The organism is Terriglobales bacterium (genome assembly GCA_035691485.1).
Lineage (GTDB): Bacteria > Acidobacteriota > Terriglobia > Terriglobales > Acidobacteriaceae > JAIQGF01.
This window is the reverse complement of record DASSIZ010000047.1, coordinates 24,570-51,099: the sequence shown is the minus strand read 5'-3', so window position 1 is coordinate 51,099 and position 26,530 is coordinate 24,570. Positions and strand designations below refer to the sequence as shown.

The following is a 26,530-nucleotide window of genomic DNA, read 5'->3' as shown; positions in this document are numbered from 1 at the left end:
ATCGAATGTCCAACCTTCTGAAAACCAAGTCGCTCGACGTGCTTATGACGGAAGCTCACGAAACCGGTGAGCACAGTCTAAAGCGCGCCCTCGGGCCGATTAACCTCATCACCCTCGGCATCGGCGCCATCATCGGCGCCGGCATCTTCGTGCTGACCGGCCAAGCCGCCGCGCAGTACGCAGGTCCGGCCATCATGCTCTCGTACGTTCTGGCAGGACTCGGCTGTGTGTTCGCCGGACTGTGTTATGCCGAGTTTGCTTCCATGATCCCCATCGCGGGCTCCGCCTACACCTACGGCTACGCGACCTTGGGCGAGATCTTCGCTTGGATCATCGGCTGGGACCTCATCCTGGAGTACGCCTTTGGCGCGGCCACCGTTGCTTCCGGCTGGAGCAGCACGCTGGTCGCATTCCTCCAGGACTATGGAATTAACCTGCCACCGCAGATCTGCGACACGCCCGGTACGGTGTGGGTGAAGTATGCAACACCGCCGGCCACCGTGCCTTACTGGCAGCCGCTGAGCACGGTCGAAAAGGTCCTCACCGGCGCCCACATCGACTGGCACACGCTGCCGCATGCCACCGCAGCGTTCAATCTTGTCGCGTTCCTGGCGATCATCGCGGTGACTGCCATACTCATCGTCGGCATCAAGGAATCGGCGAACTTCAACACAACGATCGTTTTCGTGAAGTTGATTGCCGTCATCACCTTCATCATCGTCGCCGGCATGTACGTGATGAGCCATCGCGCCGAGGCGGCTGCGAACTGGTCTATCTTCATCCCGCCCAATGCTGGCCACTACGGCGCGTACGGATGGTCGGGTATAGCGCGAGCCGCCGGCGTGGTGTTCTTTGCCTACATTGGGTTCGACGCGGTGTCCACGGCAGCGCAGGAAGCGAAAAACCCGCAAAAGGACATGCCCATCGGCATCCTTGGTTCGCTGATCATCTGCACCGTCCTTTACCTGTTGGTTTCCGGTCTTCTCACCGCCACCGTCCACTATTCGCAGCTCAACATTGGCGCGCCGGTCTCGCTGGCCATCCGCCATACGGGCGTGAAGTGGGGCAGTTACGTGGTGAACGCTGGCGCACTCGCCGGCTTGAGTACGGTGATGTTGGTCATGTTGCTGGGCCAGTCGCGTGTGTTCTATTCCATGGCGCACGATGGTCTGCTATGGAAGTGGGCTGGAGAAATCCATCCAAAATTCCGCACCCCGTGGAAATCGACGGCGATCACAGGTCTCTGCGTTGCGGTCATAGGCTCGCTGGTTCCAATTGGTGACCTGGGCGAAATGGTGTCCATTGGCACCCTGATGGCATTCGTGATTGTCTGTGCCGGTATCTGGACCATGCGCAAGAAGCGCCCAGATGCTCCGCGCCCGTTCCGGACGCCGTGGGTTCCCTTGGTTCCGATCATGGGGATCATCATCTCGCTGCTCATGATGGTGTCGCTGAACACTGCAACCTGGATCCGCTTGTTCGTCTGGCTCATCATCGGCATGATCGTCTACTTCACCTACGGCCGTAAGCACAGCAAGGTCCAACTGGCCGGCAGCGAGCCCGAGAAGAAACCTAAGCCGGGAACCGTCATGGCGGATTAGTTTCTCGATTCGTCGCCCATTGGTTGCAACAAGCCCTTCGCCTCGGCGAGGGGCTTGTTGTTAATTGCCGGATTGAATAGTTGCCGATTCGGCAATTCCGCAGTTCGGCAATGCCTCAATTTGTTCTACACTCAGCAGCCGCATCCCACATGAAAGCCATCCGCAATCTCAAGCTCGTCGCGCTCGCCCTCGCCGTGCTCTTCGGACTCGGCACCGCGGGCTTCCACGTCATGGAAGGCTGGACGTGGTTCGACAGCTTCTACATGGTCCTGATCACGGTCACCACCATTGGGTACTCGGAAGTCCACCCGCTCTCGCATTCCGGTGAGGTTTTCAACGTATTCATCATCATCATCGGTGTCGGCCTGGTGTTTCTGTTGATCGGGGTTGTGGCACAGGCTTTGCTAGAATTCGAGCTCACGCAGTTCTTTGGAAGGCGGCGCATGGAACGCGAGATCGACCGCCTCAGCGGTCACTTCATCATCTGCGGCGCCGGACGCGTCGGGCGCAGCACCGCGCGCGAACTGGCGCGCAAGCCCGCGCCTTTTGTCATCATCGAAAATGCGGACACGAAAATGGAACGCCTTCCGCCCGAGTGGCTGGTCATTCGAGGTGATGCCACGCAGGAAGCTACTCTTCGCCAAGCGCAAATCGAGCGCGCCCGCGGCCTGGTTGCGGCGACGACAACGGATGCCACCAACATCTACATCGTGCTCACCGCGCGCGGCTTGAACCCGGAGCTCAAGATCATTGCCCGCGCCAGCGAGGAGGATGCCGAGAAGCACCTGAAGACCGCCGGCGCCGACTCCGTCATATCGCCCTATCACTTTGCCGGTCATCGCATCGCGCAGTCCTTCTTGCGTCCGCATGTGCTCGACTTCATCGACTCCGCCACCGTGCGTCTTGGTGTAGACCTGGAAATCGCGGAGATTGAGGTCGGCGCGCGTTCGCGCTACGTCGGGCAGACGTTTCGGACCTCAAAAATGCGCAGCGATACCGGCATCATTGTGCTGGCCGTCAAGCGCGACGGTTCCATGCGCTTCAATCCCGCGCCCGATGACCGTATCGAAGCCGGCGATACCCTCATCGCCATGGGGGAACCGGCGGGCCTGCGCAAGCTGGAGGAAGCCGCAGGAGTCGCAAGCTAAGTCTCAAGTTTACGTTTCACATTGTCGAAATCTCGTCCAAAATCCTCACGACGTGAAACGTGAAACGCGAAACGTGAAACTTTCATGAAAGTCACGACTTCGGCCGAAATGCGCGACATCGATCGCCTCACCAGCGAGCGCTACGGCGTCCCCTCTCTCACGCTCATGGAGAACGCGGGTACCCACGTCGCCAATTATGTGCTGCGCCGATACCCGCGAGCAGAGCGGGTCTGCATCGTCTGCGGCAAAGGCAACAACGGCGGCGATGGCTACGTGGCTGCTCGCAAGCTTCACGAAGCGGGAAAGAAAGTGCAGGTCCTGCTCCTCGGCGATCCGGCGGCAGTCAAAGGTGACGCGGCAGTAATGCTGAAGCGACTTCCGGTCGCCCCCATCCTCATCCGAAATGAGGAGGAGCTGAACGAAGTTGGAGCGCGCTCGCCCTCGAGCGCGGCGGGAGAAATTGGAGCGCGCTCGCCCTCGAACACGATGGGGAACGTTGGAGCGCGCTCGCCCTCGAGCGCGTTGAATGACTGCGACCTTATCCTCGACGCCATCCTTGGCACCGGATTCAAACCTCCCGTCACCGGCCTCTTCGCCGCCGCCATTGAAAGGATCAACGCGTCCACCCTACCGGTGTTTGCCGTTGACATCCCCTCCGGCGCCAGTGCCGACGCGTTCGCGCCCGAATCCCATCTTCGAAGTCGCGCCGACGCCATCGTCACCTTTACCGCCCCGCGTCCAGCGCACGTTTTCGGCGATCTCACTCGCGATGAGATTGTCGTCGGCCAGATTGGCTCCCCGCCGGAAGCAATTCAATCGCAATTGAATCTCGACGTCATCGCCTGGCCCGACATCGCGCCCTGCTTCGCACCGCGCGCCGTTGACGCTAACAAGGGCAGCTTCGGGCACGTGCTGACCATCGGCGGATCCTTAGGAAAGTCGGGTGCCGCGGCGATGGCGGGCATGGCGGCCCTTCGCGCCGGAGCAGGCCTCTCGACCGTCGCCACCCCCCGCTCCGTGCTGCCTTCGGTCGCCGGCTTCGCCGCCGAACTCATGACCGAGCCGCTGGCCGAAACCGAAGCCGGCACTATCTCGCTGTCCGCCGTCGAGTACGGCCGTCTCGACGCCATTATGCAGGGCAAGACCGTGCTTGCCCTTGGCCCGGGAATCTCGCGCCACGCCGACACTATTCAGTTCATTCGCGCGATCGTGGACAAGTATCCGCAGCCGCTGGTGATTGACGCCGACGGCCTGAACGCATTCCAAGGCATGACCGACCGCCTCCATGGCCGGTCCCGTCCGCTGGTTCTGACGCCCCATCCCGGCGAAATGGCGCGTCTGACGGGACTTTCAACGAAAGAAGTGCAGCAGGATCGCATTGGCGTGGCGCGTTCATTCGCGTCCGGTCACCAATGCATTGTTGTGCTCAAGGGACATCGCACGCTCGTGGCTGAGCCGGACGGCCATGTCTGGGTCAACATGACCGGCAATCCCGGAATGGCCACCGGCGGCACCGGCGACGTGCTCACCGGTCTGATCGCCGGCATGATTGCCCAGTTCCCAAACAATCTGATGCGCGCCGTCTGTGCCGCAGTCTGGCTCCACGGGTACGCCGGCGATCGCGCCATCTGCAACGACTCGTCCGAGCAGGCCCTCACCGCGACCGATCTTCTGGAAAACGCGTACGTGAGTGAATCGATGTGGTGGCGGATGAATGAAGATTCTTTCGTCAGCATTCAAGACATAGCCGGACTGCGTCGTAGGTTGGAATAATTCATCCGGTGTTTTGTCATCCCGAGCGAGGGCGAATGCCCGAGTCGAGGGACCCCGCGTTCGTTCGCATCTGCAATGCCGCCGACACGCATTTCAACGCGACATTTTTCATTCTGACGTCTTAATTCGTCATTTCCCGTTCCTCCGTGCCCTCTGTGGTTAAATGAATTTGAAATGGCCACCTCAGAATTCACCACCCACTCCGCCGATGAGACCATCCAGTGTGGCCGCCATCTCGCGCGCGAGCTAAAGCCGCCGCGGCTGGTGATCCTGCGCGGCGATCTGGGTGCAGGGAAGACCACGTTGGTGAAGGGAATTGCCGAGGGCTTTCAGGCCGCTTCGCAGGAGGATGTCACCAGTCCCACCTTCACCCTCATCCACGAATATCACGGTCCTGAGGTCAACGTCTTTCACATCGATCTTTACCGCATCGACACCGAGCGCGAACTGGAGACGCTCGGCCTCGACGACCTCTACGGCGATGCCAATGTCCTGTTGATCGAATGGGGGAACAAGTTTCCGCGCCTGGGACGCGACCGGCACGTAGACGTCAGCGTGAAGCGCTTGGGCGAGAACAAGCGCCGCATCCGCGTCAGCGGTTTATAGCTTGGTGATACAGACGCAGGCAGTACTGCGGAATCTGATATTCGTGCGCTATCGCCGCGCCAATGGCCAACGCAAAGGCAGCAAACAAGATGAACCGTTCCCGGCGGCTACGCATGTAAGCAAGGATAATCCGGTACTTGCGTAAAGTAAAAAGCAGCCTTGCCTTACCCCTCTCAACTTTCAGAACCCCATGATGTTGTACCCGCAATCCACGTAGAGCGTTTCCCCGGTCACGCCGGTCGAAAGATCGGATGCCAGGAACAGCGCAGCCTTTCCGACCTCATCCGGTTCGATGTTTCGTCCCAGCGGCGCGCGCTCCGCGTGTCCCTTCAGCATGTCGCCCAAGCCGGCAATGCCTCGCGCCGCCAGCGTCTTGATGGGCCCCGCGGATATGGCGTTGACGCGAATCCTGTCTTTCCCCAGGTCCGCGGCCAGGTAACGCACCGTGGCTTCCAGCGCCGCTTTTGCCACCCCCATGACGTTGTAATTGGGCACGACCTTTTCCGCCCCGTAATAAGTCAGCGTCATGATGCTGCCGCCGTCGGTCATCAGCGGCGCGGCAGCCCGCGCCAGCGCGATCAGTGAATACACGCTGACGTCGTGCGCGATCCGGAATCCCTCGCGCGAGGTCTCGCGAAACGGCCGACTGAGCTCGGCGGCGGGCGCAAATGCGATGCTGTGTACCAGCACGTCCAGCTTCCCGTAGCGGTCTTTCAGTTGCTGAAACAGGCGCTCGACTTCGCCCTCGTTCGCCACGTCGCACTGGAACCCTTCCGTTCCGGGCAGCGACTCCACCAGGTCCTTGGCCTCCAGCGCCAGCCGTTCATTCTGGTAGGTAAGCGCCAGGCGCGCTCCGGCCCCGTGCAGGTGCCGCGCGATGGCCCACGCGATGCTGCGTTTGTTGGCGACTCCGAAAACTACCGCGGTGCGTCCTTCGAGCAGGGTTGCCATACGTCTCCCCGGCTGTGGATTCAAATCGAAGAGAATAGCAGGTTGACCTTCGATGGTCGATGCCCGGCTTGTCGGCCCAGAGCCGTCTTCAAAACTGCGGCATCTATATATGTTAGCCTGTACTGGAAATCTGCTCCGGCCTTGTTTGCGCCGGGCCTACCGGGGATCCGCACAACCTTGTTTAACGCCATAGCAGCCAAGATTTTCGGCACCAAGAACGAGCGCGAGGTCAAGCGCCTCCTGCCTTCGGTCGAGCAGATCAACGCGCTCGAACCGCAGATGCAGGCGCTCACCGACGCCCAATTGCGTGCCAAAACCGACGAGTTCCGCCGCCGCCTCGCCGAGCGGGTCAAAGACATCGAGGACGACGAAGAACGCCGCGCCGCGGAAAATCAATTCCTCGACGAGATCCTGCCGGAAGCCTTCGCCGTGGTTCGCGAAGCAGGCCGACGCGTGCTCAACATGCGTCATTTCGACGTGCAGTTGATTGGCGGCATGGTGCTTCACTCCGGGCGTATCTCGGAGATGAAGACCGGCGAGGGTAAAACGCTTGTCGCAACCCTCCCCGTGTACCTCAACTCGATTCCTGGACGCGGCGTCCACGTGGTCACCGTCAACGACTACCTCGCCAAGCGCGACTCGGAGTGGATGGGCAAGATTTACAACTTCCTCGGTCTCTCCGTCGGCGTCATCGTCCACGACCTCGATGATGAGGAGCGCCGCGCTGCCTATGCGGCGGACTGCACCTACGGAACCAACAACGAGTTTGGCTTCGATTACCTGCGCGACAACATGAAGTTCGATCTGCGCGAGTGCGTCCAGCGGGGGCATAACTTCGGCATCGTCGACGAAGTCGACTCCATCCTCATCGACGAAGCGCGCACTCCGCTCATTATCAGTGGCGCCAGCGAAGAGTCCACCGACAAGTATTACAAGGTCAACAAGATCATTCCCAAGCTCGAGAAGGGCGAAGAAATCGATACCGCTCCCGGCGAACCTAAGCAGCTTACCGGGGATTACGTCGTGGACGAGAAGCACAAGACCATCACGATCAGCGACGAAGGATGGGAGAAGGTCGAAAAGCTGCTCGGCATCACCAACATCGCCGATCCGGAGAATTGGGACCTCAAGCACCACGTTGAAACCGCCGTCAAAGCCCACGCTCTCTACCGGCGCGATGTCGAGTACGTCGTAAAAGACGGCGAGGTCATCATCGTCGACGAGTTTACCGGCCGCCTGATGCCCGGGCGCCGCTGGAGCGATGGGCTTCACCAGGCGGTGGAGGCCAAGGAAAACGTCAAGGTCGAGCGCGAGAACCAGACGCTGGCCACTATCACTTTTCAGAACTACTTCCGCATGTACAAGAAGCTGGCCGGCATGACCGGCACGGCGGAAACGGAAGCGCCCGAGTTCGACAAGATTTATAAGCTCGAAGTTGTCGTCATTCCTACCAACAAGCCGCTGCTCCGGCAGGAAAATGCGGACATCGTTTACCGCACCGAGCCGGAGAAGTACAAAGCCGTTGCCGACAGCATTGAAGAACTGCATGAGAAAGGCCAGCCGGTGCTGGTGGGCACCACGTCGATCGAAAAATCCGAGCGGCTGTCGGAGCAACTGAAGAAGCGCGCCGTCAAGCACGTCGTGCTTAACGCCAAGTACCACGAGCGGGAAGCGGAGATCGTGGCGCAGGCCGGGCGCCTTGGCATGGTCACTATTGCCACCAACATGGCCGGCCGCGGCACCGACATTCTCCTCGGCGGCAATCCCGAGTTCATGGCCAAGCAGGAATTGGTCAAGAAAGGCGTCGCGCACCCCTTGCAAGCCGCCGGCGGCGAAGTCGAAGCCGCTGCCAGCAGCGAGGAGATGACCAGGTTCTATTACCAGGGCACCGAATTCGAGTGTCCGCTGCAGCAGTGGGAAGAAACTTTCGCGCACTACAAGCTGGACACCGACAAGGAACACGACCAGGTGGTCGGTGTCGGCGGCTTATTTATTCTTGGCACCGAACGCCACGAGGCGCGGCGCATCGACCATCAGTTGCGCGGCCGCGCCGGTCGCCAGGGTGATCCCGGCGCATCCCGCTTCTTCCTCTCCTTGCAGGACGACCTGATGCGCATCTTCGCCAAGGAGTGGGTCTCGACGCTCCTGCAGCGGCTGGGCATGGAAGAAGGGGTGCCGATTGAATCGCGCATGATCACCCGCCGCATCGAGGCGGCGCAGAAGACGGTGGAAGCGCAGAACTTCGAAGCCCGCAAGCACCTGCTCGAGTATGACGACGTGATGAACAAGCAGCGCGAGGCCGTCTACAGCCTGCGTCGCCAGTTGCTCGAGGGCCTCGATCAGAAGGATCTCATCCTCGAAGACTACGTTGCCGATATTCTCAGCGAGTTGCTCGACAAGTACGTCTCCAAGGAAGCTCATCCCGAGGATTGGGATATCAAGGGGCTGAAGAACGAAATCTTCACCCGCTTCGGCGTCGACATCCTCGCTGAAGGCGTCAAACCGGAATCGCTGAACCGCCAGGAACTGGGCGACGCGATTTTCGACAAGCTGAAGCAGCGCTACGATGCCAAGGAACACCTCATCGGTGCCGAGCAAATGCGCTACCACGAGCGCATGATCATGTTGAGCGTGCTCGACCAGCAGTGGAAAGACCACTTGCTCAACATGGACCACCTGAAGGAAGGCATCGGACTGCGCGGCTACGGCCAGCACGATCCGCTGGTGGAATACAAGCGCGAGTCGTTCGACATGTTCGAAGCCATGATGGCGCGCTTCGAAGAAGAGACTGTCCGCTACCTCTACCTGATGCAAGTGATCGAGCCGGGCGCGCCGCAAGTTGCACTCGAAGCCGGTGGCGATGGCAATGGTGATGGCGGCGGACGCCGCCGTCGCGCGGCACAGACCTCCGTAGACGAACTGGAAGAGGCCTTCCAGCGGCGCAAGCGCAAAGAACTGGAGCAGGCGCGCATGGCCGGCTCTGGCGAATATCAGCCGGTTCAGCAGCGCGTGCGCAGCGGCGCCAAAGTCGGCCGCAATGATCCCTGTCCTTGCGGCTCTGGCAAGAAATACAAGAAGTGCTGCGGCGTGAACGCGTAATCCGCGAAGCGGCAGCCTTGCGCACTGCCTTTCTACGCCTGCCGCGTTGACGTTGCTTCCGTATCAGACCTAACATTCCACCGACACCCGTCGGCCATTCGCGTGGGAACGCCAATAACAGAACCCGTCCCAGCACACGATGACATGCATGCCGCCGCCGCCGCGGCCTATCGTGTGCTATACGACGGGCAGTGCGAAGTCTGCCAGGCTTGCGTGGCCTGGTTGAATACTCTCGATCGCCACCACAAGACCCTCGCTTTGCCCATCACCCAGGACGTCCTGCTCCAGGTGGACCCACGCCTCAATTTGGACGATTGCCTGCGCCAGTTGCACGTAATAGCGCCTGATGGCCGGATTTATGTCGGCTGGGATGCCGTTGCCCGGCTGGCGCGATTGTTTCCTCCGACGTGGATGATCGGCGCGCTGGGATCGCATTTCCCGTTCCGTCAATTGGGTCGGCTGGGGTACGGCTTTGTCGCGCGCAATCGCTACGCACTGAGCAAGTGTCGTGGCGGCGCATGCCGCGTCGCACAGCCCGAAACGGTCAAGCGGAAAGCGCGCCTGGGAGCCTTCTGGTCGTGCTACACGCTGGGCCTCTTGCTTCGCCTTCCCTTAGTCGCGTGGGCCGCGTTGAAGGCTGCCGCGGGAAGAATCAGCACGTTTGTCCGGACCTATAACCGGCGGCTTGAACTGCTCGGCGGCAGGCTGACGATTCTGTTCTTGAACGGTGCCTTGCCCAACACCGTGCCCATCCTGTTCGGGGAACTGTTCACCACGGTGCTCTATGACGGCATCGCCATTGATCCCGGCTCGCCCAAGATGCGGCGCTCGCTGGCGCGCCACCTTCGCCGGGGACCGCCCAGGATCACCAAGATTGTGGCCACGCACGCGCACGAAGAGCATGTCGGGAACCTGAATTGGCTGGCGCAAATGACGGCTGCGCCCATCTATGTTTCCGAGATGACGGCGCGGTTTCTGTCGCCTTTCAAAAAGCTGCCACGAGTGCGCGCCACCATAATCGGGCAGCCGCCCGATTTGCGGCCGCCTTTCAAAATACTCGGCGACACCCTGGATTCCGATTCCGGCTGTTTGCAAGTATTGGCCACCCCCGGCCACTGTGACGATCACATTGCCTTGTACGACCCCAAGGAGAAGCTGCTGCTGGCGGGCGATGCCTTCATGGGTAGCTATTTTGCGACTCCAAACCCGGATGTCGACAGCCGCAAGTGGCTCGCCAGCCTGGAACGTCTGATGGAACTCGATGTTGAAATTCTCGTCGAAGGCCACGGCCATATTCACACGCTCCGGCCCGATATTCCGGATTTTCCCGGGGTTGTTGTCCGGCGGGATCCCAAGGAGGCGATCGCGGAAAAGCTCAATTACATGCGCTGGCTGCGCGAGCAAATCGACGCCGGCTTCCAGGACCAGCTTCCGGTGCGCGTGATCGAGGCCAGCTGCTTCCCCTGGGGCCAGAAACGCTCGTGGGAGACCTGTGCCACCGACGAATGCATTCGATTGCTCAGCCTCGGCCACTTCTCGCGCACCGAACTGGTGCGCAGCTTCGTTCGTCCAACTTCGGAGCCGCTTCCGACCGTCTACGAAGTGCGCATGTCTCAAGGGAAGTGAGGCGGAGTCTGCATCCGCGCTCCAAAACGGCCAGGGCAGGACATTGTCCTGGTTTGTGCATTCGTTGATTCCTGCCTGAACCAGCGATTGTCGCCGTCACCGTATGACGGTATGATCCGCTCCAATCACAAGATTGCCGGCCGCGTCGAGTGCCCTTCCGTCGATTTCGCGCGGCGCTGGTTCCGGGGAAGGCGCAGCTTTGGCTGGAGAAACGACCATCGAGGCACAATCCACGCCCTCGAGCGGCGTTGGAGTGCACACCGTATCGCCCGCCGCTGCCCTGGTTCCGCCTGCCTCCTGCCCTCGTCGAGCCTGGGAGTGGCTCATACTGGCTGCGTTCGGCCTTGTGTTGCTCGCACAGTTGTGGACCAGCGTCGGACGGTTGTCGATCACCTGGGATGAAGCTGACCATCTCCATGCCGGCTATCGATACCTGACATGCGGTGATTTCGGCTGGAACCCGGAGCATCCTCCGTTGGCCAAGATGGTGGATGCAATCCCGCTGCTATTCCAGCGCATCCGCGATCCGTTTCCCAAGGCTTGCGGCTTCCCCAACACCCGGGAACTGGATAATCGCATCGGCCATGCCTTCGTATTCGCCAACCCGGAGAGTGTTCTGTTTTCCGCGCGCCTGGCTGCATCCCTGTTCGCGGTGATGTTGTTAGGAGTCGTGTGGGTCGTTGCGCGCAGCATGTTTGGACTTGCGGCGGCGTGCGTGGCCGGAACCCTGCTGGCGTTTGAACCCAACCTGCTGGCGCATGGCGCATTGATTGCCACCGACGTGCCGGCGGCGTTCGGAACCTTGGCATCGGTGTTTGCCCTGTACGCGTACCTGGTGAATCGTACGCGCGCGCGATGGCTGCTGGCGGCATTGGTTACGGGTGTCGCTTTCTCATTAAAGCACTCCACCATGCTGCTGGTGCCGATCCTGCTGATCCTGGCGGTTGCCGATCCTCTCGTGCAGCGGAACGGCGAACCGGTGGGGCGGCGCATGGGACGCAATCTGTTAGCGGTCGCCGGAATCCTCTTGCTTGCGTTGGTTGTGCTGTGGACAGTCTATGGCTGGCGTTACCAGAGCCGCCCACACGGCGCACAGACCTGGGGTTGGGGTCGGCCGGAGTTCGCCGGCCCGGTGGCCCAGGCGATTCCAAGGCTGGAAGACGCACATCTCTTGCCGGAAGCTTACCTGAAGGGTTTGCAGGATGTGGTGGTGACGTCGGAAGTCGGCCGTCCCGCCTTTATCTTGGGGCGGCTTTATCGACGCGGACAGTGGTTCTATTTCCCGCTTGCGATCGCAATTAAGTTTTCCCTGGCGGTGCTGGTAATGGCTGCCTTGTCCTGCTGCGCCTTGCGTTTTTGGCGCGCGCGGCGGCGCGAACTGCTGTTCCTGGCAGTCCTTCCGCTCGTCTATCTGGGATCGGCCATGACCTCCGGATTGAATATGGGCGTGCGGCACCTGCTTCCGGTGATGGTGTTCGTCATCTTGTTTGCTTCCGCGGGATCCGGCGAGTTGCTGGCGCACAGCAGAAAAGCGCAAGTGGCGCTGGCCCTCTTGCTCGGGCTGCACATCGCAAGCTCATTGCGCGCGTTTCCGAATTACCTCAGCTATAGCAACGAAATCTGGGGTGGACCAGGTGCCACGTATAAGCACCTTTCGCTGTCGGATAGCGATTGGGGACAGGCGCTGAAACAGGCCAAGGCTTATGTCGACCGCACGCCGTCAAGTCCCTGCTGGATCATTCGCGCTTTCTATGCCACCAATCAGGACTACGGGATTCCATGCGGTGAAACGTCCGGCTCGATCCAGCAGATTCCGCCGGTTCACTACCATGGCACGCTCATCGTGAGCAGTGAAAGCCTGGCGGGATTCGACACGGCACTCGGCGGAGCGCGGCTTGCCGCCACTTTTCGCGGCCGCGAACCGAAGGCAAAGCTGGGAGGGAGCGCTCTGCTGGTTTACGAGGGAGATTTCGACCTCAGCGTGACCGCAGCCTACGCCTATATCAACCTGGCCAACCAGGAATCGGGCCGAAACCTTGACCTCGCGCGGGCGCACGCGGAAACCGCAGCTCGGCTATCGCCGGACAGTCCCAGCGCTCACGGCCTGGTCTGCTCTCTGGCTCGCACCAGGGAACAATCGGACGTTGCCGAACGCGAATGCAACCTGGCCTTGAAGCTGATGAAGGACGATCCCAATTCCACCCCGCTCGATGAGGCATCGATGAGGGGATTCATGACCGCGCTGGGAATTCCCATCCACTAATGTCGCTACAGTCCGCTGAACAGCCTGGCATGACCTTCCAAGATGCGCGCCTTTGCATTTAGGTCCGGCTCCAGGCTCCACTCGCCGCGCCCATGCGTGCCGCCCAGCACGATTCCGTCGCGCCGCGGAAACATGTACAGCTCGCCGGCAATCAGGTTGTAGTTGACCTCAGGCTGGGGCAACAAGAACGTAAGCTGTCCTTTGATGGGCACCAGGTCTGGGTCGGAGAACAAGGACTTTGCTCCCAGGCCGGTGCAGTTGACAATGGCGCGCTCCGGCAGGGCGGAGATCTCGGCAACGTCGCGAAACTCTCGCACCAGGATGCATCCGCCCGCAGCTTGAAAATCGCGCACCAGCGCCCGTAAGTAATGATGCGGCTCGATAAGCAGGGACTTGAATTCGCGGACAAACGCGGCCGGGAAGCGGTGTTGCTGGGGCTGCAGGTCGCGCGCCGCTGGTTCGAAATCGGCGAACGGCCCCTTCGGCCCGACCATTCCGGTCTCGTTGAAAGGGTGTTCGTTCAGGTAGTACGTCGGCAGCCAGCGTACGCTGTAGTCTTCCCCAACAAACTGCTGGAAATATGTATAGGAGAGCCTCACCGCGCGCGGGAACTGCTGCTGGAACAGCGGTGCTTCGTGGCCCCGGTCGAAGACGGTGACGGGAAACCAGAACCCCCCGGCTGAGTTGGACGTGGTTTCGGGAGGAATGGCCTTGGCGTAAATCGTGACCGCTTTGCCCATCTGCTGCAGCGTGCGCGCCGTCGCCAGCCCGACGACGCCACAACCGAGTACCGCGACTTGCCTCTGGCCGGAAGCGAGAATTTCGCTGGCTGCAAGCTGGGCAGTCCCCCACGACAGTGTTATGCCCGCTCCGCCGTGGCCATAGTTGTGGACGCAAAGCTTGTCGTCGAGTTTTTGCGGCTCCAGGCGAAAACCACTGGGACGGAACGGCCGCAGGCACACAGTGGTGCGGATTTCGCGCTCGGGCGAGACTAGGACCTTGGCAAGATCTATAGGCGGAGGAACCGCTGCGGCCACTGGCCGAACACGTCGCGCCGCACAGCCTTCCAACAGCAGGCTGGCGGAGGTCAACGCGGCGCCTTTCAGGAGCGTGCGTCGGTTCACAGCACGGTACTATACCAAGACGTCGACGTGGCAGATCTCCGGAGTCATCAGCCGGCAGCAGGCACATCCGGTGGCCACACGGTTCAGCTCACAACTCATTCCCGCACGGCATCGACAACCGACCACTGAACGCCAATTACCATCTGAAAGCTAATGCCTGTATTGCTGCCAGTTTTTGTCCCACTGGGACATGTCCTGAAGTGAGCTAGAGAGCCTGTTTTGTTACCTTTTCAAAGGCCGTTCTCAATTGACAATTTGTGTCACTGAACATACGATTCGCCTTACCCAGAGTTGAACATCTTTCCCCCGAGATGTGCGCGTAGTCGCGTTTTGCGACACGATCGAGCCGGCTGGATTTAGGCGATAGGGAGTGGTATGTCTCAGCGATTGGGCGACCTTCTGGTTAAAGAGAAGGTAATTACGCTGGAGCAGCTGGACCAGGCACTGAAGGTCCAGAAGGACTCCGGCACCCGCCTGGGATCGATCCTGGTCAAGCTGGGTTATCTCTCCGATGAGGACGTCACCAACTTCCTTTCCCGCCAGTATGGCGTTCCTGCCATTAACCTCACCTTCTTTGAAATTGATCCCACGGTCGTCAAGCTGATTCCGTACGAGACCGCCAAGCGCTACCAGATCCTGCCCCTCAGCCGGGTCGGCGCCTCCCTCACCATCGCCATGGTCGATCCCACCAACGTTTTCGCCATGGACGATATCAAGTTCATGACCGGCTTCAACATTGAGCCCGTGGTGGCCTCAGAAAGTTCCATTCTCGACGGCATCGAGAAGGCGTATGGCTCCGCCCATGAGGAAGATCTGGAACGGGTCATGATGGAAATGACCGAGGGCGCCGATGCCGATGTCGAACTCCAGGCCGAAGAGGAGGACATGGCGCTTTCCGACCTGGAGAAAGCGGCCGAGGAAGCGCCCATCGTCAAGCTGGTCAACTTGATCATGACCGATGCGGTCAAGCGTGGCGCCAGCGATATTCACGTCGAGCCCTACGAAAAGGAATACCGCGTCCGTTTTCGCGTGGATGGAATGCTCCAGTCCATCATGAGCCCGCCGATGAAGCTCAAAGACGCCATCACGAGCCGTATCAAAATCATGGCGAAGCTCGACATCAGCGAGAAACGGCTGCCGCAGGACGGGCGCATCATGTTGCGCGTCAACCTGGGGGGAAAGAAGAAGCAGCTCGATTACCGCGTCAGCACCCTGCCCACGCTGTGGGGCGAAAAGATCGTGATGCGGCTTCTCGACAAGGAAAACCTGCGGCTTGACATGACCAAGCTCGGCTTCGAGGCCGAATCGCTGGTCAAGTTCGAGAAAGCAATCTTGAAGCCGTACGGCATGGTGCTGGTTACCGGCCCCACCGGATCGGGGAAGACGAACACGCTGTATTCCGCGATCTCGCGCCTGAACCAGCCCGACACCAACATCATGACCGCCGAGGACCCGGTGGAGTTTCAGTTGGCCGGCGTAAACCAGGTGCAGATGAAAGAATCCATCGGGCTGAATTTCGCCGCCGCTCTCCGCGCCTTTTTGCGCCAAGACCCGAACATCATCCTGGTGGGCGAAATTCGCGACTTTGAAACGGCTGAAATCGCCATCAAGGCCGCCCTCACCGGACACCTGGTGCTCTCCACGCTGCACACCAATGGCGCCCCGGAAACGATCAGCCGGTTGATGAACATGGGCATCGAGCCCTTCCTGGTCGCGACTTCGGTCCACATGATCGTGGCCCAGCGCCTGGTGCGCCGCGTCTGCGCCGAGTGCAAGGCGGAGGTGGACTTGCCGCCGCAAGCTTTGATCGAGGCCGGCTTCACACCCGAGGAGGCGAAGACGGTCAAGGTATACAAGGGCAAGGGTTGCGGCGTTTGCAATAACAGCGGCTATAAAGGCCGCTCCGGGCTGTACGAAGTAATGGAAATTGACGACGAGATCCGCGAGTTGATCCTGGTCGGCGCCTCGGCGGTCGAGTTGAAAAAAAAAGCCATCGAGCGCGGCATGATCACGCTGCGGCGTAGCGGCTTGGTCAAAGCCATGGCGGGACTAACGACGCTGGAAGAAGTGGCAAGGGAAACCGTTCATTGAAGTGGCTAGTGGTCAGTAGCTACTGGCTAGAGGCAAATCCGGTAACGAACGGTAACTGAGACCGATAACCGATAACTGAGAACGCACCCTATGGCAGTCACATTAAGCGATCTGTTGAAGAAGCTTTTGGAATTGAACGGCAGCGACCTGCACATCACCACCAACACGCCGCCGCAGATCCGCGTCCACGGCCACTTGCAGCCATTGGACATGCCGCCGCTCACCCCGGCCGAGACCAAGGCGCTGGCCTACAGCGTCATGACCGACGCGCAGAAGCACCGCTTTGAAGAAGACCTGGAGCTGGACTTCTCCTTCGGCATGAAAGGGCTGGCCCGCTTCCGCGCCAACATCTTCAACCAGCGCGGCGCTTCCGGGGCTGTCTTCCGCGTGATTCCGTTCGAGATCAAGAGCTTCCAGCAGCTCAACCTGCCGCCGGTCGTCTCCAAATTGTGCGACCGCCCGCGCGGCCTCATCCTGGTGACGGGACCGACGGGCTCGGGCAAATCTACCACCCTGGCGGCCATGATCGACAAGATCAACGCCGACCGTCACGATCACATCATCACCATCGAAGACCCGATCGAGTTCGTGCACCAGCACAAGAACTGCCTGGTGAACCAGCGCGAGGTCCACGCCGATACCAAGTCATTCTCCAACGCCTTGCGCGCGGCGCTTCGCGAGGATCCGGACGTCGTGCTGATCGGCGAAATGCGCGACTTGGAGACCATCGAATCCGCCTTGCGCATCGCGGAGACCGGTCACCTCACCTTCGGCACCTTGCACACCAATTCCGCCGCCTCCACCATCAACCGCGTGATCGACGTCTTCCCATCGCACCAGCAGTCGCAGATTCGCGCCCAGCTGTCCCTGGTGCTGGAAGGCATCATGTGCCAATCGTTGCTGCCCAAGATCGGCGGCCAGGGTCGCGCCATGGCGATGGAAATCCTGATCCCTAACGCTGCCGTGCGCAACCTGATTCGCGAAGACAAGATTCACCAGATTTATTCCGCCATGCAGTCAGGCCAGGACAAGTTCGGCATGCAGACGTTCAACCAGTCGCTGGCGACGCTCTACATGACCAAGCAGATCTCGCTGGAGACGGCAATACAGCGTTCCTCCATGCCGGATGAATTACAGGAAATGATTAATCGGGGCGCTGGACTCAGCAAGCCGGCAAGCAATGCGGCGGCAGCGCAGGGGAGAAGATAGTCCATCGCACAACGGGCAATGGGTTTCGTGTCCGAAAGCCGTAGAGCGACACATTAAGCGAGGTACACATGCCAGTTTTCACATTTTCGGGAAAGAACGCAGCCGGCGAGAAAGTGGCCGGAGAGCGGGTTGCCGAGAACAAACAGGTCTTGAAGGCGGCCTTGAGCCGCGAGCGCATCACCGAAACCATGATCAAGGAGAAGGGCAAGGAGTTTGTCATGCCCACCTTTGGTTCCGGCAAGGTGGCGACCAAGGACATTGCCATCTTCTTTCGCCAGTTCTCGGTGATGATCGACGCCGGCTTGCCGCTGGTGCAGTGCTTGGAGATCCTGGCCGCCAACCAGGAAAATCCGGTCTTCCAGAAGGCGCTCACGGGGGTCCGGCAGACAGTGGAAGGCGGCGCCACCCTGTCGAACGCGATGCGCGGATACCCGAAGATTTTCGACGACCTCACCACCAACATGATCGAGGCGGGCGAAACCGGCGGTATCCTCGATACCATCCTGCAGCGCCTCTCCAGCTACGTGGAGAAGGCGGTGAAACTGCGGGCGGCGGTCAAGTCGGCGCTGATCTACCCCGTATCGGTCATTAGCATCGCCGTCCTCATCGTGGGTGCGCTGCTGAAGTTCGTCGTGCCTATTTTCGCCAACCTCTTTGCCGGCCTGGGTGTTGAACTCCCCGCGCCCACCCGCTTTGTCATGAGCCTGAGCTCCCTCGTCAGCCACTTCTGGTGGGTGTTCTTCGTCGTGATCATTGCGCTGGTGGTGGGGGTCAAGCAGGTCCGCAAGCATCCCCGCGGCCGCTACGTGTGGGACAACATGATGCTGCACACGCCGGTTTTCGGCATGGTGCTGCGCAAGATCGCGGTCGCCCGCTTCACCCGGACCCTGGGAACGCTGATTACCTCGGGCGTGCCCATCCTGGAAGGGCTCAGCATCACCGCGCGCACCTCCGGCAACGCGGTCATGGAAACCGCCCTCATGAAGGTGCGCAAGGCGATCGAGGAAGGCCGCACCATCGTCGATCCTTTGAAGGAGTGCGGCGTCTTTCCCAACATGGTGACGCAGATGATCGGCGTCGGCGAAGCGACCGGCGCCATGGATGCCATGCTGCAGAAGATCGCCGACTTCTATGAAGACGAAGTCGACGCCGCCACCAAGGACATGCTCACCCTGCTGGAGCCGGTGATGATCTCGTTCCTCGGTGTGGCTGTCGGCGGTATCGTGATCTCCCTGTACATGCCTTTGTTCTCCATGATCTCCAAACTGTCCGGAGGCTAGAGACTTGGGCGGCAGTTCTGAGGTGTGAGTTCTGGGTCGTGAGCGGTGAAACGCGGTGCGGAAATCCGCTTGCCGGGTGCGCTATCTCGAACCGGAACTGGAATGCGCTAACTCACAACTCTCAACGCACAACTCAACTGACGACAGCATGAATTCCACGACGTAGAAGATTGATGGGTGAGCAGTTCAACGAGCGAGGCTGGCTGATTTGGCTGGGCAAGGTGAGGATCATTGTCATCACCTTTGTCTTCGGCATCGAGCTGGCGGTCGCCGTTCTTACTCCCACCAACCTTCCCAAGCGGCTGTTCATCATCGCCATTCTCCTGTGGTACACGATTGCAGCCTTTTACCTGCTCCTTTTGTCCCGTTGGCGCGACGCTCAGTTCCAGGCCCGGGTGCAGGTTCTCACCGACCTTTGTATCGCCGCCGGCATTGTGTACTTGACCGGCGGCATCGACAGCTCCTTCAACTTCCTTTTTCCGCTCATCATCATCGTTGCGGCCATGCTGTTCTCGCGTGTCTGGACATTCCTGACCGCCTCGCTGTCGTTCATCATCTTCGGCGGAATCCTGGAACTGTCCTACTTCGAGGTGTTTCATTCGTATTCCGTGAATCGGCCCGATCTTCGCAGCTTGCAGGCCAGCATCATCATCAACCTGTTCGCCTACGCGGCCATCGCGTATCTGGCCAGCCTCCTGTCCATGAAGCTGCGCCAGGCCGATGTCAGGTTGCTGGAGCAGAGCGGCGCGTTGGAAAACCTCCAGGTCCTGCACGAGAATATTGTCAATTCCATCAGCGGCGGACTGATTACCACCGGAGTCGATGGCCGGGTGCGCCTCATCAACGCCGCCGGGCAACGGCTGCTCGGCCGGCGTGAAAGCGACGTCATCGAGCGCGGCGTGGAATCGTTGTTCCTCGATCCCTTGCCCGAGCCCGGCATGACCGCCATTCGCTGCGAAGTGCGTACCGCGCTTCCCGCGGGGGGAACCAGGACATTCGGCATGAGCCGCTCCGTGCTGGAAACGCCGGAGCGCGAGACCAAGGGGTACGTCTACACTTTCGACGACCTTACTGAACTTCGCCGCCTCGAGCGCGAGGTGCGCTTGCGTGACCGCATGGCTGCGGTGGGCCGCATGGCCGCCGCCATCGCTCACGAAATCCGCAACCCGCTTTCTTCGATTGCCGGCTCGGTCAAGGTGCTTGCCGACGTGGCGGTGCTGAACGAGGAGGAGCGCACCCTGGTTGACATCGTGACCCGCGAGTCGGAGCGTCTCAACAACATCGTTTCCGATTTCCTCACCTACTCGCGCGAAAACAAGTACCAGTTCGCCACCCTCGACCTGCTTCCCCTGCTCGAAGACACGCTCACGCTGTTGCAGAACCGCGAGCAGCCGGGTACGGGAGCCGTGCGGATCGTCCGCCGCTTCGAAGTCTCGCAGGCGATGGCGCAAATTGACGGCGACCGCATCAAGCAGGTGTTCTGGAACATCTGCGATAACGCCGTGCGCGCCATGCCCGAGGGCGGGATACTGACGGTCACGGTCCGCGCCGACCAGCCGTATTGGATGATCAGCTTCAACGACACCGGCCACGGGATGCGCGGCCCCGAGATGGAGAAGATTTTCGAGCCCTTCCAGTCCGGCTTCGACGGCGGAACCGGGCTCGGGCTGGCGATCGTGTACCAGGTGGTTCAGGCCCACGAGGGCAAGGTTTCGGTGAACTCCAAGCTCGGGCAAGGAACCACGTTTATCGTCCACTTGCGGCAGGCTGCCGTGAAAACTGAGTCCGCGGAATTACAGCCAGCGGCGGCAACGAGGGGGGCCCTTGGGTAACGTCCTGGTAGTTGATGATGAGCGCTCCATTTGCGAATTGCTGGAAATTGCACTGCGCAAGGACGGGCACAAGGTTGAAACCGTCAACTCCGGTGACAACGCCAAGAAAAAGGTCGATTCCGCTCTCTTCGACGTGATCGTGACCGACATCAAGATGCCGCATACCAATGGCATCGAGGTGCTCCGCTATTCCCATACCGTATCTCCCGATACCGCGGTCGTGCTCATTACCGCCGTCGATGACCTGGAATCCGCGGTGCAGGCGGTAAAGGCGGGGGGAGCTTTCGATTACATCCGCAAGGGTCCCGGCCTGGTTGACGACGTCAAGTTCGCCATCAGCAAGGCGGTCGAAAAACTTTCGCTGCGGCGTCAGAATCTGGCCTTCAAGCGTGATGCTGCCAGCCGCAATTCGCTCGACAACATCGTCGGCGTCAGCCCGACCATTGAAAAGCTGAAGGCGACGATTCGAACCATTGCACCCACCTCCAGCACCGTGCTCATCCATGGCGAGAGCGGCACCGGCAAAGAACTGGTGGCGCGTGCCGTCCATGCCTGCTCTACACGCACCGGGATGCCATTCCTGCCCGCCAACTGCGGCGCGTTCACCGAAACGCTGCTCGAAAGCGAATTGTTTGGATACTTGAAGGGCTCTTTCACCGGCGCCAACCAGAACCGGCGCGGGCTATTCGAGGAGGCCGATGGCGGGACCGTCTTCCTGGACGAGATCAGCGAGATGAGCCTGGCCATGCAGGTGAAGCTGCTGCGCGTGCTCCAGGAAAACGCCGTGCGGCCGCTCGGGTCGGCGGCTGAAACCTCGGTCGACGTCCGCGTGATTGCCGCCACCAACCGTGATCTGGAACGCGCCACCGCGGAAGGCAATTTCCGCGAGGACCTCTACTACCGCCTGAGCGTGATTCCCATCCATGTCCCGGCGTTGCGCGAACGTCGCGAAGACATTCCCATGCTGGCGAACCACTTCTTGAAGAAATATGCGCCGGCGGCGGGAAAGAGCATCCTGCGCATCTCCGAAGATTCCTTGCGCGCGCTCGCCGGATACGACTGGCCAGGCAACGTGCGCCAACTGGAAAACGCCATCGAGCGCGCGGTCGCTCTGTGCTCGGGCAATGAATTGCAAGTCGAGCTGCCGGTGGAACGTACGCTGGTGCGGGCCGCGGCCGCCAGCTCCGGTGGCGCGCCCTCCGCGGTTTCCATCCCCGCCGATGGAATGGATATGGAACGCTACGTCGCCGACCTGGAACGCGCGCTCATCCAATCCGCGCTGCGCCAATGCAACGGAGTCCAGACCCGGGCCGCGGAAATGTTAAAGCTTTCCTACAGGTCTTTCCGCCATCTGCTAAAAAAATATGATCTCTAGCATGGCTGGCAGCTGGTAGCTTGCGGCTGGCCGCTGCGCCCCCCTAGCTCCTAGCTGCTAAACCTTAGCCACCTTGCTTCCCTTGCTTCAACTGTTGCTTCCAACCCAAAATCCGCGCCTTGTTTCCTTCCGCTTCTGCTTCGGGAACCATGCCCTTCTTCTGATAGAGGATAGACAGAGAAGTGTGGGCGAGCACGTCGTCGGGATCTAGTAGCGCAATGCGGCTCGCGATTTCGATGGCGTCATCAAGCCGGTTCATGTCCTGGTAGGCGCGCGAGAGTCCATGCATCGCCTCCGTGAACGTAGGATCGGCTTCGATCGACTGCTTGTATGCGGCGACCGCCTCTTCATGCTGACCTTCGGCATAAAGATCGAGCGCATGGTAGTAGTGGTCTTCAGCGGCCTGGCGCGGATCGGACATGGCAACAGTCTGTCAGCCGGTTGGTCTTTCAGTCAATCAGGCCCTCAAGTCGGTTCGTGTTTCGGTTAGTTATCCTCGTGCGTCGGGTCGATCAGCCTCAGATCAGTCAATCGACGAACCCCGGGGCGCACGCGATAGACTGAACAGCTGTCAGTCTGACCGGCTAAGATGCGCTACCTTCTCCGATTCCTGTGGAACGCTACGCGTGGACATCACCTGGCGCCGTGGCGAAGTCCCTACCTGCGCTGGCGCATTGAGACCTACACCGGCGTAAAAATGAAGGACATCGGCTTCCTGGAATTTTTCGATTTCCTGTGGCGGGAACGCGGCGAGCTGGTCAGGTTTCTGCACTGGACGGCGGAGATGGAACGGTATGCTCGCCCCAAACCTAAGAATCCTTAAAAAGCTTTACGGTTTCACGTTTCAAGTTGGCAAAGTCCCGGTTCAGTCATGAAACATGAAACGCGAAGCCTACAGCGTCACCGCCCCGATCTGCGCGCTCTCGAACAACACTCCCACGTCCGAACCCTTTGCTGCGCCCACGATATGCGCCGCTGACCCGCGGTGGCTGGCGATTTCCAGAAAACCCATCGAGTTCAGGATGACGAACACCTCGCCCGGCGTACCTTCCGCGTAGGACTGCGTCATCTTGCTGATTTCGCTTTTTGATATCAGCACCTTGAAGGGCGGCGGCGCGGGAGCAAACAGTTGCGGGATGTCGTTGGGCGTGATGTTGGTGATCAGGTTTCCAAACTTGTCCACCTTCAGCACTACGCCTTTGAGCAGTTTGTCGTTCACCGCTTTGGGTTTGGGCGCGGCAAAGCGGGCGTAGTCGCCTATTTCATCCCCGAACTTCGCCACCTCGACTCCCTTGCTCAGCCAACCGGCCACGGCACCGAAGACGTCGCGGCCTTGGAAAGTCTGGCTCACGGGCTGGAGAAAATAGTGGCTGGCGGTGATGTTGCGCACCGAGATCCGTTCCTCGCGCTCATAGACGAACGACAGCACGCCGTTGTCCGGCGCGATGAACAGGTGCCTTTCCGTAGTGACCAGCAGAGGGCGTCGAGTCGTGCCCACGCCCGGATCCACCACCACCAGGTGGACCGTATCGGAAGGGAAGTACTTGTACGCTTGGGCGATGGTGATGGCACCGTCCAGCACGTCGAACGATTGCACCGCGTTGCAGATATCCACGATCTGCGCCGACGGGTTGATGGCCAGGATGACGCCTTTCATCGTCCCGACGTAGTGATCGTTCACTCCAAAATCAGTGGTAAACGTGATCAGCCGCTGCACGCAACCTCTTTCCGGGATGAATCGAAAGTTACGCGACGTTAGCGCGAGCGCGGAACTGAAGTCAAGGAATGAGCTTTGGCTGTAGGTAATCAGATAATAGCGTGTTGTTCAGAGCTGCGAAGATGTCCAACCATGCAGAAATGCGTGCACGGATTCTTGACCCGTGCACGCGCGCGTCTGAGATCATCGCAACGCACGCTCTCTAATCGATGTTGATGCTGCCTGACCCCGTTTTCAGGTCAAGATGAAATCCGCCGCCGTTTACCGTGCCGCGCAGTTCGTGTCTCCCCATCGTTCCCTGGACCGAGACTTGGCGGTTGGTATTGATCGATCCGGAACTGCTGTGCGCGTTCAGGTTAAACGCCGCTTGCGCCGGCAGGCGCACCGTGATTCCGCCAGAACCTGTGCCCAGGCGCCAATCTCCCATCGGTTGGCCCTCCAGCTCGATCCTGCCGCTGCCGGTTTGCGCGCGCACTGCGCCGCGCAAGTCATCAATATGAATATTCCCCGAACCGGTTTCAAAATCAAATTCTGCGGAACTCGTGCCGGGGTTGCCGGCAAAACTGTTCGCGGCCGCGCCCCGCTTGCTGGTCGCGCTTGATGGCCCGCCCCCAATGTGCTCGCCGCGTATCGCGCCGCTTCCGGTATGCGCGCTTGCCGAACCTCCAACGTTGGTCAGGGTGATTCCGCCGGAACCTGTCCGCGCGCTCACCTGCCCGGCGATACCGGTTATTGTCAGGCTGCCGGAACCTGAGCGCACTTCGGCCGGACCGGTCAGGCCGCTGATCTCCTGCCCGCCGGAACCTGTTTTTGATAACAGCTTTGTCTCTGCGGGTACCGTCACTTCGTAGCTGATCGAGATGTTGTTGTACTTCTGGCTTTCGCCGAGATGACCAATGCGCACCGTGTTCCCACTCTGCTCGATCGGCGGGTTGGCGGCGATCGCCTTCACCGCGCCTTCCTGGGATCCTCCGAAAAGGTTGCAGCAGCTCTCTTTCACTACCCCGTGCACCGTGATGGCTCCCGGCGCGCCGCTGCGCACCGTGATGTGACCCGAACCGGTCACCACTTCCAGGTCTACCGGCCCGCTGACCTGCAGCGTGCGGTCAAATGTCGCCTCTTCCGCAAGCATCGGAAGGGCGATCCAGAGCAGTGCCAGGTAGAACGCAACCCGCGCCGACTTATTCATCGTGACTCCTCATGAAAGGCAAAAGGCGCCAGGCTCAAGGAGAACCTTCAGCCTTGTGCCTTAAGCCATAAGCCTTACGCCTGAATTTCCGGGGATCCCCAAGCTGGAGGGTTCCTGGGCGATCCCCGGGGTGCCGCACCCAAGTTATTGCAGCACGACCTGGTCGCCTTCCTTGAGTCCGTCCAGCACTTCCGCCTTCGCTCCGTTGGAGATCCCAAGTTTCACGGCGACTTTTCTCTTTCCGTCCTTCTTGTTCTGGTCCGGAACTTCTACGGATGCCTTCTTGTCCTTGTCGTAGACCACGGCGCCTTCGGGAATGCGCAGGACGTTCTTGTGCTCTTCTAAAATTATCTCCGCGTTCGCGGTCATTGCCGCCTTCAGCTCGCCGCCGGGGTTGGTGATCGATACCCGCACTTCGAAGGTGGTGACATTGTCCTTCTCTACTCCCATGGGCGAGATCTTCGTTACCTTGCCGGTAAAGCTCTTGTCCTTGAACGACTCCACCTTGATGCGCGCCGGCTGCCCCAGGTAAACCTTGCCGATATCGCTCTCGTCCACCTTGCCCTTGACGTAGACCTCGCTGGTGTCGCCTTCGGTCATGACCAGCGTTGCCGAGGAGCCCATCACCAGAATGGAACTCACCGCATTTCCGATTTCCACGTCACGCGAGAGGATGATGCCGTCAATCGGCGCCACGATCGTGTAGTAGGTGTATTGTTCCTGCAGTTGCGCCAGCGTCGCGCTGGCTTGGGCCACCTGCGCCGCCGCCTGCTTTTCCTTTGCCTTCAGAACTCCCAGCTGCGCCTGCGCCACCTGCTGTTTATTCGTGGCCAATTCGTACGCTTTCTGCGCGTCGTCAAGCTGCGACTGCGAAACCACGCCGTCTTTCGCCATGCTCAGGGCGCGGTCGTAGGCGCGTTTCAGCATCGGGATGTCGGGGCTGATGGCATCGACCTTGGCCCGTTCATAATCGGCGATAGCGGCGCGTTCGCTCGCCTCGGCTGCCTCCAGCTGCGCCTTGGCCTGCCGCACCTGCGCCTCGATTTCCACCTTGTCCAGTTCGACCAGCACCTGCCCGGCCTTCACCGTCTGGCCGGCATCGACGTTCCATTTCTTTACTATGCCGCTCGCCTTGGACTTGATTTCTACCTTCGTGATCGGCTCGACCTTGCCGGTCGCGACCACGCTTTTGGCCAGATCGCCGCGGTCCACCTTGGCCAGCTTCGACGAATCAATCTTGGTCCCGCCGCGGGTAGCAGCCACAACCCCAAACACGATTAGCAGTACGCCCACTACCGAACCTGCGATATAAAGCCAGCGCTTCTTCTTTTTCTTACCATTGCCATTTGCCATATCGCCCTCCTGCCTTAGCCGCCGGACTTTGCCACGCAGCTCGCCTCATGCCGGGGTACTGCCTTCTCCCTGCCATTGTCTACGCACCGGGTGCGCATTTGGTTCCACCTTCGCCGTCTTATTTCCCTGGGGACCAATCTGGTACGAACTGCAGCCGCGTCGGTTACCTCGTCTTAGACCGTGCAGATTTCAAAAGGAAAGCAACAAAAACAGGCTCCGGCTTTAGGCTAAAGGCTAGAGGCCGGAAGATCTGAAACCTCAAGCCCAATACTCTGAACCCTGACCTGTGAAGC

The 26,530-nt window shown here is 60.2% G+C and carries 19 protein-coding genes; 13 read left to right on the top strand and 6 right to left on the bottom strand.

Annotation, left to right across the window (positions count from 1 at the left end; genetic code table 11):
• Positions 1-5: 5 nt before the first annotated feature.
• The 4 genes from VFI82_05940 to tsaE all read left to right on the top strand — a co-directional run bounded on the left by VFI82_05940 (position 6) and on the right by tsaE (position 5,128).
• The gene (locus tag VFI82_05940; protein HET7184205.1) at positions 6-1,601 is read left to right on the top strand and encodes an amino acid permease; all 1,596 of its coding nucleotides are present in this window, start codon (positions 6-8) and stop codon (positions 1,599-1,601) included.
• Between the two features lie 149 nt (positions 1,602-1,750).
• On the top strand, positions 1,751-2,749 hold the full coding sequence (locus VFI82_05935; GenBank protein ID HET7184204.1) for a potassium channel protein: 999 nt from the start codon (positions 1,751-1,753) through the stop codon (positions 2,747-2,749).
• An 84-nt stretch (positions 2,750-2,833) separates the two neighbouring features.
• Entirely contained in the window at positions 2,834-4,522 is a 1,689-nt protein-coding gene (locus VFI82_05930; protein ID HET7184203.1) for an NAD(P)H-hydrate dehydratase, read from the top strand.
• Positions 4,523-4,696: 174 nt separating this feature from the next.
• Positions 4,697-5,128: a tRNA (adenosine(37)-N6)-threonylcarbamoyltransferase complex ATPase subunit type 1 TsaE gene (gene tsaE, locus VFI82_05925; protein HET7184202.1), complete on the top strand. Its 432-nt coding sequence runs from the start codon at positions 4,697-4,699 to the stop codon at positions 5,126-5,128.
• A 180-nt stretch (positions 5,129-5,308) separates the two neighbouring features.
• Here tsaE and VFI82_05920 read toward each other — a convergent pair whose 3' ends face one another.
• Positions 5,309-6,079 (bottom strand): enoyl-ACP reductase, encoded by a 771-nt coding sequence (locus VFI82_05920; GenBank protein HET7184201.1) that lies wholly within the window; start codon positions 6,077-6,079, stop codon positions 5,309-5,311.
• Between the two features lie 177 nt (positions 6,080-6,256).
• Between VFI82_05920 and secA the strand changes: the two genes are divergently transcribed.
• The 3 genes from secA (at position 6,257) to VFI82_05905 (ending at position 13,067) form a co-directional block, all read left to right on the top strand.
• Positions 6,257-9,178, top strand: a complete 2,922-nt coding sequence (gene secA, locus VFI82_05915; GenBank protein ID HET7184200.1) for a preprotein translocase subunit SecA — start codon at positions 6,257-6,259, stop codon at positions 9,176-9,178.
• Between the two features lie 144 nt (positions 9,179-9,322).
• Positions 9,323-10,804 carry an MBL fold metallo-hydrolase gene (locus VFI82_05910; GenBank protein HET7184199.1) on the top strand — a complete coding sequence of 494 codons (1,482 nt, stop codon included), beginning with the start codon at positions 9,323-9,325 and terminating at the stop codon, positions 10,802-10,804.
• Between the two features lie 199 nt (positions 10,805-11,003).
• Positions 11,004-13,067, top strand: coding sequence for a phospholipid carrier-dependent glycosyltransferase (locus tag VFI82_05905; protein HET7184198.1), 2,064 nt, complete (start codon positions 11,004-11,006; stop codon positions 13,065-13,067).
• 5 nt (positions 13,068-13,072) lie between these two features.
• On the opposite strand, the gene VFI82_05900 is transcribed toward VFI82_05905, so the two are convergent.
• Complete coding sequence (locus tag VFI82_05900) at positions 13,073-14,191, bottom strand: FAD-dependent oxidoreductase (protein ID HET7184197.1); 1,119 nt, start codon at positions 14,189-14,191, stop codon at positions 13,073-13,075.
• A gap of 375 nt (positions 14,192-14,566) precedes the next feature.
• Here VFI82_05900 and pilB point away from each other — a divergent pair, with 375 nt between their 5' ends.
• From pilB to VFI82_05875, 5 genes are all read left to right on the top strand, one after another.
• The gene (gene pilB / locus VFI82_05895; GenBank protein ID HET7184196.1) at positions 14,567-16,282 is read left to right on the top strand and encodes a type IV-A pilus assembly ATPase PilB; all 1,716 of its coding nucleotides are present in this window, start codon (positions 14,567-14,569) and stop codon (positions 16,280-16,282) included.
• 90 nt (positions 16,283-16,372) lie between these two features.
• Positions 16,373-17,491, top strand: coding sequence for a type IV pilus twitching motility protein PilT (locus VFI82_05890; protein ID HET7184195.1), 1,119 nt, complete (start codon positions 16,373-16,375; stop codon positions 17,489-17,491).
• A 68-nt stretch (positions 17,492-17,559) separates the two neighbouring features.
• Positions 17,560-18,771 carry a type II secretion system F family protein gene (locus tag VFI82_05885; protein ID HET7184194.1) on the top strand — a complete coding sequence of 404 codons (1,212 nt, stop codon included), beginning with the start codon at positions 17,560-17,562 and terminating at the stop codon, positions 18,769-18,771.
• 173 nt (positions 18,772-18,944) lie between these two features.
• On the top strand, positions 18,945-20,603 hold the full coding sequence (locus tag VFI82_05880) for an ATP-binding protein (GenBank protein ID HET7184193.1): 1,659 nt from the start codon (positions 18,945-18,947) through the stop codon (positions 20,601-20,603).
• Positions 20,596-21,978 (top strand): sigma-54 dependent transcriptional regulator, encoded by a 1,383-nt coding sequence (locus VFI82_05875; GenBank protein HET7184192.1) that lies wholly within the window; start codon positions 20,596-20,598, stop codon positions 21,976-21,978. The genes VFI82_05880 and VFI82_05875 overlap by 8 nt, the downstream gene beginning before the upstream one ends.
• A 64-nt stretch (positions 21,979-22,042) precedes the next feature.
• On the opposite strand, the gene VFI82_05870 is transcribed toward VFI82_05875, so the two are convergent.
• Positions 22,043-22,399 carry a tetratricopeptide repeat protein gene (locus VFI82_05870; protein ID HET7184191.1) on the bottom strand — a complete coding sequence of 119 codons (357 nt, stop codon included), beginning with the start codon at positions 22,397-22,399 and terminating at the stop codon, positions 22,043-22,045.
• Positions 22,400-22,567: 168 nt separating this feature from the next.
• Here VFI82_05870 and VFI82_05865 point away from each other — a divergent pair, with 168 nt between their 5' ends.
• On the top strand, positions 22,568-22,801 hold the full coding sequence (locus tag VFI82_05865; protein HET7184190.1) for a hypothetical protein: 234 nt from the start codon (positions 22,568-22,570) through the stop codon (positions 22,799-22,801).
• Between the two features lie 69 nt (positions 22,802-22,870).
• Here the strand turns inward: VFI82_05865 and VFI82_05860 are convergent, their stop codons facing one another.
• The 3 genes from VFI82_05860 to VFI82_05850 form a co-directional block, all read right to left on the bottom strand.
• A complete protein-coding gene (locus VFI82_05860) occupies positions 22,871-23,695 on the bottom strand; it encodes an SAM-dependent chlorinase/fluorinase (protein ID HET7184189.1) in 825 nt (274 codons plus the stop codon).
• A gap of 202 nt (positions 23,696-23,897) precedes the next feature.
• Positions 23,898-24,884, bottom strand: a complete 987-nt coding sequence (locus VFI82_05855) for a DUF4097 family beta strand repeat-containing protein (GenBank protein HET7184188.1) — start codon at positions 24,882-24,884, stop codon at positions 23,898-23,900.
• 144 nt (positions 24,885-25,028) lie between these two features.
• The gene (locus tag VFI82_05850; protein HET7184187.1) at positions 25,029-26,237 is read right to left on the bottom strand and encodes an efflux RND transporter periplasmic adaptor subunit; all 1,209 of its coding nucleotides are present in this window, start codon (positions 26,235-26,237) and stop codon (positions 25,029-25,031) included.
• Positions 26,238-26,530 lie beyond the last annotated feature (293 nt).

Coding starts and splice junctions, on each gene's coding strand:
- VFI82_05890 (HET7184195.1), top strand. CDS start 16,373: ATGGCAGTCACATTAAGCGATCTGTTGAAGAAGCTTTTGGAATTGAAC.
- pilB (HET7184196.1), top strand. CDS start 14,567: ATGTCTCAGCGATTGGGCGACCTTCTGGTTAAAGAGAAGGTAATTACG.
- VFI82_05940 (HET7184205.1), top strand. CDS start 6: ATGTCCAACCTTCTGAAAACCAAGTCGCTCGACGTGCTTATGACGGAA.
- VFI82_05910 (HET7184199.1), top strand. CDS start 9,323: ATGCATGCCGCCGCCGCCGCGGCCTATCGTGTGCTATACGACGGGCAG.
- VFI82_05885 (HET7184194.1), top strand. CDS start 17,560: ATGCCAGTTTTCACATTTTCGGGAAAGAACGCAGCCGGCGAGAAAGTG.
- VFI82_05935 (HET7184204.1), top strand. CDS start 1,751: ATGAAAGCCATCCGCAATCTCAAGCTCGTCGCGCTCGCCCTCGCCGTG.
- VFI82_05880 (HET7184193.1), top strand. CDS start 18,945: ATGGGTGAGCAGTTCAACGAGCGAGGCTGGCTGATTTGGCTGGGCAAG.
- VFI82_05865 (HET7184190.1), top strand. CDS start 22,568: ATGCGCTACCTTCTCCGATTCCTGTGGAACGCTACGCGTGGACATCAC.
- VFI82_05855 (HET7184188.1), bottom strand. CDS start 24,884: ATGAATAAGTCGGCGCGGGTTGCGTTCTACCTGGCACTGCTCTGGATC.
- VFI82_05930 (HET7184203.1), top strand. CDS start 2,834: ATGAAAGTCACGACTTCGGCCGAAATGCGCGACATCGATCGCCTCACC.
- VFI82_05850 (HET7184187.1), bottom strand. CDS start 26,237: ATGGCAAATGGCAATGGTAAGAAAAAGAAGAAGCGCTGGCTTTATATC.
- VFI82_05870 (HET7184191.1), bottom strand. CDS start 22,399: ATGTCCGATCCGCGCCAGGCCGCTGAAGACCACTACTACCATGCGCTC.
- tsaE (HET7184202.1), top strand. CDS start 4,697: ATGGCCACCTCAGAATTCACCACCCACTCCGCCGATGAGACCATCCAG.
- VFI82_05920 (HET7184201.1), bottom strand. CDS start 6,079: ATGGCAACCCTGCTCGAAGGACGCACCGCGGTAGTTTTCGGAGTCGCC.